The sequence below is a fragment of the Xanthomonas sp. WCS2018Noco2-27 genome (assembly GCF_031843525.1).
Lineage (GTDB): Bacteria > Pseudomonadota > Gammaproteobacteria > Xanthomonadales > Xanthomonadaceae > Xanthomonas.
In genome coordinates, this window is sequence record NZ_JAVTIK010000001.1 from 216,617 (window position 1) to 228,402 (window position 11,786).

At 65.7% G+C, this 11,786-nt stretch carries 8 protein-coding genes; all 8 read left to right on the forward strand.

All coding sequences use genetic code 11. The annotated features are described in order from the left end of the window. Window positions 1–19: 19 nt before the first annotated feature. A complete protein-coding gene (locus RQH86_RS00950; protein ID WP_115553418.1) occupies window positions 20–811 on the forward strand; it encodes a glycine zipper 2TM domain-containing protein in 792 nt (263 codons plus the stop codon). Window positions 812–943: 132 nt separating this feature from the next. Continuing rightward, window positions 944–2,119 (forward strand): acyl-CoA dehydrogenase family protein, encoded by a 1,176-nt coding sequence (locus RQH86_RS00955; RefSeq protein WP_311240450.1) that lies wholly within the window; start codon window positions 944–946, stop codon window positions 2,117–2,119. An 88-nt stretch (window positions 2,120–2,207) separates the two neighbouring features. After that, the gene (locus RQH86_RS00960; RefSeq protein WP_311240456.1) at window positions 2,208–4,751 is read left to right on the forward strand and encodes a DUF3857 domain-containing protein; all 2,544 of its coding nucleotides are present in this window, start codon (window positions 2,208–2,210) and stop codon (window positions 4,749–4,751) included. A gap of 149 nt (window positions 4,752–4,900) precedes the next feature. Beyond that, on the forward strand, window positions 4,901–5,539 hold the full coding sequence (locus RQH86_RS00965; RefSeq protein ID WP_311240451.1) for a glutathione S-transferase family protein: 639 nt from the start codon (window positions 4,901–4,903) through the stop codon (window positions 5,537–5,539). 19 nt (window positions 5,540–5,558) lie between these two features. Continuing rightward, window positions 5,559–7,499 carry an asparagine synthase (glutamine-hydrolyzing) gene (gene asnB / locus RQH86_RS00970; RefSeq protein WP_311240452.1) on the forward strand — a complete coding sequence of 647 codons (1,941 nt, stop codon included), beginning with the start codon at window positions 5,559–5,561 and terminating at the stop codon, window positions 7,497–7,499. A gap of 259 nt (window positions 7,500–7,758) precedes the next feature. Next, window positions 7,759–8,313, forward strand: a complete 555-nt coding sequence (locus tag RQH86_RS00975) for an NADPH-dependent FMN reductase (protein ID WP_311240453.1) — start codon at window positions 7,759–7,761, stop codon at window positions 8,311–8,313. 221 nt (window positions 8,314–8,534) lie between these two features. Next, window positions 8,535–9,965: a replicative DNA helicase gene (locus RQH86_RS00980; RefSeq protein ID WP_055844967.1), complete on the forward strand. Its 1,431-nt coding sequence runs from the start codon at window positions 8,535–8,537 to the stop codon at window positions 9,963–9,965. Between the two features lie 246 nt (window positions 9,966–10,211). Beyond that, window positions 10,212–11,630 (forward strand): deoxyribodipyrimidine photo-lyase, encoded by a 1,419-nt coding sequence (locus tag RQH86_RS00985; RefSeq protein WP_311240454.1) that lies wholly within the window; start codon window positions 10,212–10,214, stop codon window positions 11,628–11,630. Window positions 11,631–11,786 lie beyond the last annotated feature (156 nt).

Below are 11,786 nucleotides of genomic sequence, written 5' to 3' on the forward strand. Positions count from 1 at the left end.
CGTCCGCAGGGAGCTGGTCATGAAGAGCAACACGACAACTATACTGGTCGCTGCCGGTGCCTTGCTGGTAGGAGGCGTGGCCACTGCCGCCTTCATGAATAACCGTCCGTCGTCGGGCGACTTCGTCGCCAACGGCCAGCCGGCGCCGCGCGGTCTGGAATACGCCGATGTGGTCAAGGTCGCACCGATCACCCAGCGCGAGCCGCAGTACGCGCAGGTCGTCAACAGCGCCGCAATCCGCGAAACCACCACCAGTTCCTCGCCGCGCGAAGTATGCCGCGACGTGGTGGTGCAGGAACGTCTGCCCGAGCGCGATGGCAACGTCGGCGGCACCGTCGCAGGCGCAGTGATCGGTGGCCTGCTGGGCAACCAGGTGGGTGGCGGTAATGGCCGCAAGCTGGCGACCGTTGCCGGCGCTGTCGGTGGTGGCATGGTCGGCAATCGTGTGGACCGCAACCATGTCGGCGGCCGCGTGGTGGATCGCACCGAGCGCCAGTGCCACACTGAAAACGCCAATTCGAGCTCGTCGCGTGTGGTGGGCTACGACGTGACCTACCGCAATGCCGACGGCACCACCGGCACCATGCGTATGGACAGCAAGCCGGGCGAGCGCATTTCGCTGGGCGATGCCGACAACGTGGTGGCCTACGACGTGACCTACCGCTACGACGGTTTCGAAAAGACCGTGCGGATGAACGACAAGCCGGCGAGCGATCGACTGGCCGTGGTCGATGGTCAGCTGGTGACCCAGACCGCCTCGACGGCGGGCGATCCCGGCGTCCGTCAGGACGCGGTGAGCACCCGTCAGTAATCCGCAGGGATCGACATCACTGCAACGAGAGAGCCGGCATTGCCGGCTCTTTTCGTTTCAGCCCAACGAGCTACCGCACGCACACCACGATGCTGAGCCGGGAACTGGCAGATAATCGCCGCCTCTCCTGTGGTGGAAACCAGCATGCCGGTGCGTCCCGATGATCTGTTCGATGTACGAGCGCTGCTGACCGACGAGGAGCGGGCGGTGCAGGATGCCGTCGCGCGTTTTACCGATGCCCGGGTACTGCCGGCGATCGGCGATGCCTTCGATGCGGGGCGGTTCCCACGCGAGTGGGTGCCGGAACTGGCGCAGTTGGGATTGCTCGGCGCCAGCCTGCCGGTCGGCGATGGCGGTGCGGGTCTGGGGGCGGTGTCCTACGGGTTGATTTGCCAGGAACTGGAGCGTGGCGACAGCGGTTTGCGCAGTTTCGTCAGCGTGCAGTCCTCGCTGTGCATGTATCCCATCCATGCCTATGGCAGCGACGCGCAACGCCAACGCTGGTTGCCGGAGATGGCCGCCGGCCGGGTGATCGGCTGCTTCGGCCTGAGCGAGGCGCAGGGCGGCTCGGACCCGGCGGCGATGACCACCCGTGCGGTGCGCGATGGCGACGGCTGGCGCTTGAACGGCGCCAAGATGTGGATCACCAACGGCAGCATCGCCAGCCTGGCCATCATCTGGGCGCATACCGACGATGGCGTGTGCGGCTTTCTGGTCGACACCGACAGCCCCGGGTTCAGTGCGCAGGACATCACCCACAAGATGAGCCTGCGCGCATCGGTCACTTCGGCGCTGTTCCTGGACAACGTGTTCGTGCCCGAGCAGATGCGCCTGCCGAACGCGGCCGGGTTGAAGGCGCCGTTGAGCTGCCTCAACCAGGCGCGTTACGGCATTGCCTGGGGCGCCATCGGCGCAGCGGTGGCCTGCCTGCGCGAGGCGCTGGCCTACGCGGGCGAGCGCATCCTGTTCGGCCGGCCGCTGGCGGCCACCCAGAGCGCGCAGATCAAGCTGGCCGACATGGCGCGACGGATCTCCACCGCACAGCTGCTGGCGCTGCAGCTTGGCCGTTTGAAGGAGGCCGGGACGTTGCGGCCGGAACAGATCTCGCTGGCAAAGTGGAATAATTGCCGCATGGCGCTGGACGTGGCACGCGAATGCCGCGATCTGCTGGGGGCGGCCGGCATCACCACCGAACATGTGGCGATCCGGCATGCGCTCAACCTGGAATCGGTGATTACTTACGAGGGCACCGAAACCGTGCATCAGCTGGTGGTGGGACGTGCGCTGACGGGACTCAACGCGTTTTAACGAGGAGTAGGTGTTGATCGGCAAGGATGTGATGCGGCGCCTACGCGGCGTCTTCTGGACGGTGTGCGGGATCTGCGCGATTGCCGCAATCGCGATCGCACCGGCGCAGGCAAACGAGGCGCCGAGCATGGCGCCGGCACCGGCATGGGTGGTCGCCGATGCGGTGCCCGACAGCGTGCCGGGCGCGAGCGGATTGCGCTATGAACTGGTCTCCGATCAGGTCGATCTGACCGGACCTGCGGCACGCGCGTATCGGCGTCTGAGTTATACGGTGCAGCGGGCCAAGAGTCTGGACGAGGCCGGGCAGATCTCCATCGACTACCAGCCGCAGTATCAGACGTTGCAGCTCAACAGCCTGGATGTCTGGCGCGCGGGCCAGCGCATCGACATGCGTAGCCGCGCGCATTACGCCAAGCTGCGCCGCGAAAGCGGCCTGGAAGAAGGCTTGATCGATGGCGCACTGACGCTGTCGATCACCTTGCCGGACCTGCGCGTCGGCGACCGGGTGGATTACGGGGTGACCATCACCGGCAGCAACCCGGTGTTCGGCAAGGGCTATTACGACATCTTCGATGCGCGCTACGGCGTGCCGCTGGGCGAACGCCGGATTCGTGTGCGTTATCCCGCCGACATGGCCTTGCAGTGGCGCATCAGCGCGCCAGGCTTCAGCCGCAATGTCAGCAGTGCCGATGGGGTCACGCTGTTGAACATCGGGGCAAGCAATATCGCCGCGGTGCAGGAGGAAAAAGGCGCTCCCGACGATGTGGACCCGTATGGTGTGATCGAAGTGTCCACTGCCGGCAACTGGGCGAATGTGGCCGCATGGGCCGCGCAGTTGTATCCGGATGCGTTCAAGGATGCGCAGGTGGCCGCCAGCATGAGGCAGAGCCTGCGGCTGCACAGCGACGATGCGCAGGGCGCGTTGTTGCGCGCGGTGGCCTTCGTGCAGGGCGAGATCCGCTACGTCGGCCTGGACATGGGCGAAAACTCGCACGCGCCGCATGCACCGGAAGTGACGTTGCGCAACCGCTACGGCGACTGCAAGGACAAGGCGACCTTGCTGATTGCGTTGTTGCAGCTGGCCGGCATCCGCGCCGAACCGGTGCTGGTCAGCAGCGACAAGGGCGCCGCACTGGACAAGCGCCTGCCCAGCCCCTACGCCTTCGACCATGTGGTGGTGCGCGCACATCTGCCGCAGGGCGATGTGTGGGTGGACGCCACGCGCGACCGCGAGGACGGCCCGCTTGCGCAGCGTCGGCCGCTGCCGTTCGTACGTGGATTGCCGGTCCTGGCCGGGCAGGACGCCCTGGTCGACGTGCCGGCACCGATGCCGACCTTGCCGCAGGTGGAGGTCATCGAAGACATCGCGATTTCGCTGCGCAAACCGCAGCGCGTCGCCACTTTCAGCGTGGACACCACGTATCGGCAGGGACGCGGTGAGCGGGTGACATCGAGTTTCGAAAACGATGGCGCGCAAGCGATGGGCGAGCGCTATCTGGAGTTCATGCAGCAGTACTACACCGCGCTGACACAGGTCGATGCGCCGACCATCGACGATAGCGATGCATTGAATGTGCGCACGCACGAAACCTATCGGCTGGAATGGCCGGTGGCAGAAGGCGATGAAGTGGGTTTTCCGCTGTTTCAGCTCGGCGACTGGATGGATAGCTTGCCCAAGGAGGCGCGCAAGAGCCCGTTGGTGCTACGCGGGCCGCAGCTGGCGCGGCAGACCGTGCGCGTGCAGAGCGACCCGGTGACGAAAGTGGATGCAGACACGCAGAGCGTGAGCAACCCCTGGTTCCGCTTCTCGCGCACGATTGCGATGCGCGATGGGCGCATTGAAATTGTCGGCGAATGGCAGCGCTTCGCCGACCGCATTCCCGCTAACGGGGTGGCGCGTGCGGCGGCCGATATGGAGCGTGCGCGCGACCTGCTGTACTTCAATCACGACCTCAAGCCGCAGCGGCGCAAGCAACCGACCGATTGGCGGGCGCTGAGCTATCCGCTGGTCGGGTTGCTGGCCTTGATCGTGCTGGTGCTGGGTTGCCTGGCCTGGTGGCGTGGCGGTGGGTTGGGCGGCCTGTTGTTCGACCCGCACGGCACGGCGCAGCGCATGCCGCAGCAGGTCGGGCTGCGCCGCAGTGCCTGGGCGGTGTTTGCCGTGACCACGCTGGTATCGGCGTGGATGTGGCTGCATGCGCTGCCATGGTGGATGCAGCTGGCCGGTGCTCTGGCCGTGGGCGCGGTGCTGGTGCTGGGCTGCGTGCTGCTCAAACAGTTGTTGCGCTGGATGGGTAGCGCGGCGCAGGTCGCGTGGCTGCTGCCGGCAATGGCGGGCAGCGTCCTGCCATGGCTGGTGTGCGTGCTCGCCGGGCTGGTTGCGCTCAAGGGCAAGCCGGCCCTGCTGCAGAGCGGTGCCAGCGATCCGGCCGGCATGGCGCAGTTGTCGATGTGCGTGCTGCTGTTGATGCTCGGCGGCCTGTGGTGGTCGGTGTGCTCGGTGCAGGCCGTTGCCGGTGCCACCGGGTGCGGACGCGCGCGCGCCTTCGGTGCCTGGGCGTTGACGCTGTCGCTGCTGGGTGTGGTGATCGCTGTGCTGGGCGTACCGGTGGCGATCGTGGCGACGGGGTGAGATGGGCCATCGCTGTTGCAGTCCGACTGGCGATTGCAGTGCACGCACCGGTGGCAGCAGGCCGCTGCCGATGCGTGCAAAGGGCTTTGCAAAGGCGCACGGGGCTGTGACACTGCCAGCCCCCTCGTCGTTGTCGCGGAGCCAGCTTGATGTCGACCGTGCGTCCCCCGTTGACCGTGCATGGCATGTCCAGTTCCGGCAACTGCTACAAGGTGCGTCTGCTGCTGGAGCAGCTGGGTAGCCGTTATCACTGGGTCGAAGTAGACAGCGTGGCGGGGCAGACCCGCACGCCCGAGTACCTGGCCAAGAATCCCAACGGCAAGGTGCCGATGGTGGAGCGCGACGACGGCCGCGTGCTGACCGAATCCAACGCGATCCTGTTCTGGCTGGCTGAAGGCACGCCGTACCTGCCCACCGATGCGTGGCAACGTGCGCAGGCGCTGAGCTGGATGTTCTTCGAGCAATACAGCCACGAACCGTATCTGGCGGTGGCGCGCTTCATCAGCCTGTGGACCCCGCGCGATGCCGCGCGCCGCGCCGAATTGCCGCAGCTGCGCGTGCGCGGCGACCAGGCGCTGGCGGTGATGGAGCAGCATCTGCAGCAGCACGCCTGGTTTACCGGGAGCGACTACGGCATCGCCGACATCGCGCTATTTGCGTACACGCATTGCGCCGAGGACGGCGGCTTCGATCTGGAGCGCTGGCCGGCGATCGGTGCCTGGCTGCAACGCGTGCGGGCGCTGTCGGGCTTCGTGCCGATGCCCGCACCTGCGGCGGTGGCGGCATGAGTCGGCAGGAGCGCTGAGCATGTGCGGATTGGCAGGAATGCTGCTGGCGTCGCCGCGTCTGCATGGCGAGCAGCTCGACGCGCTGGTGCGACCGATGGGTGCGGCCTTGCGTCATCGCGGCCCGGACGATGCAGGTACCTGGTGCGATGCGCAGGCCGGGGTGGCACTGGCGCACCAGCGGCTGAGCATTCTGGATCTGTCGCCGCTGGGCCATCAGCCGATGCGTTCGGCCGACGGCCGCTATGTGCTGGCCTACAACGGCGAGGTCTACAACTTTGCGCAACTGCGTGCCGCACTGGCTGCGCTCGGGCATCGCTTCCGCGGGCATTCCGATACCGAAGTGTTGCTGGCAGCGGTGGTGGAATGGGGGCTGGACGACACCTTGACCCGCTGCAATGGCATGTTCGCCATCGCACTGTGGGACGAGCGCGACAACTGCCTGTTCCTGGCGCGCGACCGCGTCGGCAAGAAGCCGCTGTACTACGGCTGGGCCGGCGACACGCTGGTGTTCGGTTCCGAACTCAAGGCGCTATGGCAGCACCCGGATTTCGACAACGGGGTCGATCGCGACGCGCTGACCTTGCTGCTGCGGCTGGGCTACATCCCGGCGCCTGCCTGCATCCACGAGCGCACCTTCAAGCTGATGCCCGGCCGCGTGTTGCGGATGGATGCGCAGACCGTGGCGGCAGGTGCGGCCGCGCACCGTCCCGATCAGGCGCAACAGCCGTTCTGGAATGCGCGCGAAGCGATGCAGCGCGCTCTGGCAGCGCCATTTACCGGCACCGATGCGCAGGCCGAGGAACAACTCGATGGCGTGCTGCGCGATGCGGTGGCGCTACGCATGGTGGCCGACGTGCCCGTGGGCGTGTTTTTGTCCGGCGGCACCGACTCGTCCATCGTCACCGCGATGATGCAGGCGCAAAGCAGCCAGCCGGTGCACACCTTCAGCATCGGCTTTGAAGGTTCGCATCACGATGAAGCGCCGCTGGCGCGCGAAGTGGCCACGCATCTGCATACCGACCACACCGAGCTGTACGTCAGCGGCGCCGATGCACTGGCGGTGGTGCCGACCTTGCCGGACATGTTCGACGAGCCCTTCGCCGATGCGTCGCAGGTGCCGACCGCGCTGGTGGCACGCCTGGCACGCGGCGGCGTGACCGTGGCGCTGTCCGGCGATGGCGGCGATGAATTGTTCTTCGGCTATGGCCGCTATCAGCGTGCGCTGCGCAACTGGCGCATGCACGGCCTGGTGCCTGGCCCGTTGCGCCGCCTGATGGCGGTGGCGGCGCGCAGCAATGGCGAATCCTCGCGTACCGGCGGGCTGGCCGCGCTGGTGGCCGAGGCCGGCGCGCGCGGCATCGGCGACATCTATCGCAATCGCATTTCGCGCTGGCGCGACCCGGCCGCAGTGGTGCTGGGCGCCACCGAGCCAGACAGTTTCTACAGCCTTGCCGACCCGCTGCACGGCTCCGGCACGCCGGCCGACGCGATGATGCTGGCCGATTTCGCCGCGTATCTGCCCGACGACCTGTTGTGCAAGGTCGACCGCACCACCATGGCGGTGGGGCTGGAAGCGCGCGCACCACTGCTGGACTGGCGCGTGGCTGAATTCGCCTGGTCGCTGCCGCTCTCGCTCAAGTACCGCGACGGCGTCAGCAAATACCTGCTTAAGCGCGTGCTGTGCCGCTATCTGCCCGACCCGATGGTCTACCGCGGCAAGCGCGGCTTCGGCGCGCCGGTCAGTGCCTGGCTGCGCGGCGATTTGAATGGCTGGGCGGACGATCTGCTGGCGCACGGCACGTTGGAGCGCGAGGGCGTGTTTGCCGCCGACACCGTGGCCGGGCTATGGCGCGACTTCAACGGTGGCGAACGCAAATGGCATACGCACCTGTGGACGGTGTTGATGTTCCAGGCCTGGCAGGCGCACTGGCGCGAGCAACGCGCGGCGATGGCGCGCTGATCGTGATCGTGGCGATCAACCGTCCCTAGGTGCGGGAAATGGCGTTGCTGCGCCCGCGTGGAGTGTGACGCTGGGCGCCGCGGCTCGAACATCCGGCCGGGTAGGAGCGGTGCGTCAGCGCCTTGCAGGCGAAATCCTCGTGATCCGCGCGCCGTCGATGCGTGCGCCGACGGTTGAGCTGCCGGTGCCGGGCGGCGTTTCACCAGCTCTGAGCATGGGGCTGGGTAGGGTGGGGCCCTGATTCCACGGAGCATCCCCCATGAGCAAGATCACTATTGCCGTCCTGGTCGGCAGCCTGCGCGCAGAGTCGTACAACCGTCAGCTGGCGCGCGCACTGGAGCATCTGGCCGGCGACAAGGCCGTGTTCGAGTATGTGGAAATCGGCGATATCCCGCTGTACAACCAGGACCACGACGGCGACTACCCGGCCGAGGGCACGCGGCTAAAGCAGCAGATCCGCGCGGCCGATGCGGTGTTGTTCGTCACGCCCGAGTACAACCGTTCGATTCCCGGCGTGCTCAAGAACGCCATCGACACCGGCTCGCGTCCTTACGGCGACAGCGCGTTTAGCGGCAAGCCGGCAGCGGTGGTCGGTATCTCGGTCGGCGCGATCGGTACTGCGACTGCACAGCAGCATCTGCGCAATGTGCTGGCCTATCTGAACATGCATGTGCTGGGCCAGCCGGAGGTCTTCCTGCAGTACAAGGACGGCCTGTTCGGCCCCGACGATCAGATCGCCAATGCCGACAGCCGCAAATTCCTGCAGAGCTTTGTCGATGCGTTTCTGGGCCTGGTCGCGCACCTCAAGTATTGAGTTGATCACAGCGTTGTCGCGGCGGGTGTGAGCTCGCCGGGCAGCCTAGCCAGGGTGCTGAAAGCCAGGCAGGGCAAGGGTCGCGGCTGCTGCGACAGCGCTCGCGTACAAGGGTGATGCACTGGCTGTCCACCAGTTATCCACAGAGTTGTGCATGGTCGTCGGCGCCGTCGATGACTATGCTTCCTGCCCTCGTCTCCCCGCGTCAGGTTTGTTCGTCCATGTCCGCTCGTCCTGGTTTCCGTTCCAAGCGCAATCGTGATCGCGACGACGACGATTACGATCGTCCCGAGCCGCGTCTGGACCAGTTGCGCGTGCCGCCGCATTCGGTCGAAGCCGAACAGGCTGTGCTTGGCGGGCTGATGCTGGCACCGGAAGCGTTCGATCGGGTCAACGACCAGCTCACCGACAACGATTTTTACCGGCGCGATCACCGGCTGATCTACCGCGCGATTCGCGAGTTGAACGAGAAAGACCGTCCGTTCGACGCGGTGACGCTGGGCGAGTGGTTCGAGTCGCAGGGCAAGCTGGAGCAGGTGGGCGATGGCGCGTATCTGATCGAGCTGGCCAGCACCACGCCGTCGGCCGCCAATATCGCCGCGTACGCGGAAATCGTGCGCGACAAGGCCGTGCTGCGGCAGCTCATCGAAGTGGGCACCACCATCGTCAACGATGGCTTTCAGCCGGAAGGACGCGAGAGCGTGGAGCTGCTGGCATCGGCGGAAAAAGCGGTGTTCAAGATCGCCGAAGCAGGCGCGCGCGGGCGCACCGATTTCGTGGCGATGCCGGGCGCATTGAAGGACGCGTTCGAAGAGCTGCGCAACCGGTTCGAAAACGGCGGCAACATCACCGGCCTGCCGACCGGCTACACCGACTTCGATGCGATGACCGCCGGCCTGCAGCCGACCGATCTGATCATCCTGGCCGCGCGTCCGGCGATGGGCAAGACCACGCTGGCGCTGAACATCGCCGAATACGCTGCGATCAAGTCCAAGAAGGGCGTGGCGGTATTTTCGATGGAAATGTCGGCCTCGCAGTTGGCGATGCGTCTGATCTCCTCCAACGGTCGCATCAATGCGCAGCGTCTGCGTACCGGCGCGCTGGAAGACGAGGATTGGGCGCGCGTGACCGGCGCGATCAAGATGCTGAAAGAAACCAAGATCTTCATCGACGATACGCCAGGCGTGTCGCCGGAAGTGCTGCGTTCCAAGTGCCGCCGGCTCAAGCGCGAACACGATCTTGGCCTGATCGTCATCGACTACCTGCAGCTGATGTCGGTGCCGGGCAACAGTGAAAACCGCGCGACCGAAATTTCGGAAATCTCGCGTGGTCTCAAGGGCCTGGCCAAGGAACTCAATGTGCCGGTGATTGCGCTGTCGCAGCTCAACCGCTCGCTGGAAACCCGTACCGACAAGCGCCCGGTGATGGCCGACTTGCGCGAATCCGGCGCAATCGAGCAGGACGCCGACATGATCGTCTTCATCTACCGCGACGATTACTACAACAAGGAAAATTCGCCGGATAAGGGCCTGGCCGAGATCATCATCGGCAAGCACCGTGGCGGACCGACCGGCTCGTGCAAGCTCAAGTTCTTCGGCGAATACACCCGCTTCGACAATCTGTCGCACGACTCGGTGGGCAGCTTCGAGTAAGTGCCTTGCCAGCGCTGCCTGCGGTCGTGGGCGGCGGTTGAACGGCACTGGCGCGGCAACGCTTGCGCCTCCATCCATGAGCGCGCGCGGCGATATCGATGTCGCTGCGGTCACGCGTGAGCGATCCACTGCCGCGCAACGTGTGCTGCCGGCGGACGACCCGCATGTCGGAGTGGGCCGGGCATCGCGCCATCGTTGCGTGCGCTGGCTTATGCTGCGCAGCCTCACCGCCGCTGCCGAGTTCGCATGTCATACGCCATCGTCTGGTTCCGTCGCGATCTGCGTCTGCAGGACAACCCGGCCCTGCGTGCCGCGCTGGATGCCGGGCATGACCCGATTCCGCTCTACATCGACGCACCGCACGAAGAAGGCGAGTGGTTGCCTGGCGCGGCTTCGCGCAGCTGGCGACATCGCTCGCTTGCGGCGCTGGACAACGCGCTGCGTGCGTTGGGGAGCGGCTTGGTCATCCGTGCCGGTAACAGTGCGCAGGTGCTGGACGAGGTGATCGCGCAGAGCGGCGCAGTGGCGGTGTATTGGAACCGCAAATACGAACCGGCCACCCAGCCGCGCGATGCGCAGATCAAGCGCAGCCTGCGTGAGCGCGGCATTGAGGTGCAAAGCTGCAATTCCGCGTTGCTGTTGGAGCCCTGGCAGTTGTCGACGCAACAGGGCGGCCCGTACAAGGTTTTTACCCCGTTCTGGCGCAACGCGCTGACCCAGTTGCAGCTGCCCACTGCGGTGCCGGCGCCGCGCAGTTTGCCGCCGTTGCCGGCGAAGTTGAAAACCGTTGCGCTGGAGTCGCTGGAGTTGCTGCCGCGCTTGAACTGGGACCAAGGATTCTGGGAGCACTGGCAGCCCGGCGAGGCCGGTGCGCATGAAATGCTGGAGATCTTCATCGATGGTGCGCTCAACGGGTATCGCGAAAACCGCGACCGTCCCGATCGCGTCGGTACTTCGCAACTGTCGCCGCATCTGCATTTCGGCGAGATCGCCCCGTGGCGGATTGCCAGCACGCTGGAAGCGCATCGCAATGCACGCAATGGTGCCGAGATCGATGGCTACATCCGCCAGCTGGGTTGGCGCGATTTTGCCTATCACCTGCTGCATCACTTCCCGGACACCACCAACCAGAATCTCAATCCGCGCTTCGAAGGGTTCGACTGGGCCAAGGTCGATCCGGTCGCATTGCAGGCCTGGCAACGCGGTCGCACCGGCATTCCAATCGTCGATGCAGGCATGCGTCAGCTCTGGCACACCGGCTGGATGCACAACCGTGTGCGCATGATCGTGGCCAGTCTGCTGTGCAAGCACTTGCGCGTGCACTGGATCGAAGGCGCGCGCTGGTTCTGGGACACGTTGGTGGATGCGGACCTGGCCAACAACACCATGGGCTGGCAATGGGTGGCCGGCACCGGTGCCGATGCCGCGCCGTACTTCCGCGTGTTCAACCCGGTCACGCAGGCAGAAAAATTCGATCCGCAGGCCACCTACATCACGCGCTGGGTGCCCGAACTCGGCAAGCTCGCGGTGAAGGAACGCTTCGCCCCTTGGCTGCATCCGTTGTCGCTCGCACGCTTCGCACCGGAGTATCCGCGCACACCGATCATTGGTCTTGCAGAAGGGCGCGATGCGGCGTTGGCCGCCTATGCAAAGACGCGGGGCTGACTGCGGCGCGTGTGCTGCGGCATGTGCGTGTGCGCCTGCAGTGCAGGCACGTCGCAACGCCCAACGCGTCTTCGATGCGGTCGCCTAGCAACGCAGGCAGCTGCAGTTTTCGTCTTGTTTTCGCATATGGCCACCGAAAACGTTTTCCTGAATGGA

Coding starts and splice junctions, on each gene's coding strand:
- RQH86_RS00950 (WP_115553418.1), top strand. CDS start 20: ATGAAGAGCAACACGACAACTATACTGGTCGCTGCCGGTGCCTTGCTG.
- RQH86_RS00965 (WP_311240451.1), top strand. CDS start 4,901: ATGTCGACCGTGCGTCCCCCGTTGACCGTGCATGGCATGTCCAGTTCC.
- asnB (WP_311240452.1), top strand. CDS start 5,559: ATGTGCGGATTGGCAGGAATGCTGCTGGCGTCGCCGCGTCTGCATGGC.
- RQH86_RS00975 (WP_311240453.1), top strand. CDS start 7,759: ATGAGCAAGATCACTATTGCCGTCCTGGTCGGCAGCCTGCGCGCAGAG.
- RQH86_RS00980 (WP_055844967.1), top strand. CDS start 8,535: ATGTCCGCTCGTCCTGGTTTCCGTTCCAAGCGCAATCGTGATCGCGAC.
- RQH86_RS00985 (WP_311240454.1), top strand. CDS start 10,212: ATGTCATACGCCATCGTCTGGTTCCGTCGCGATCTGCGTCTGCAGGAC.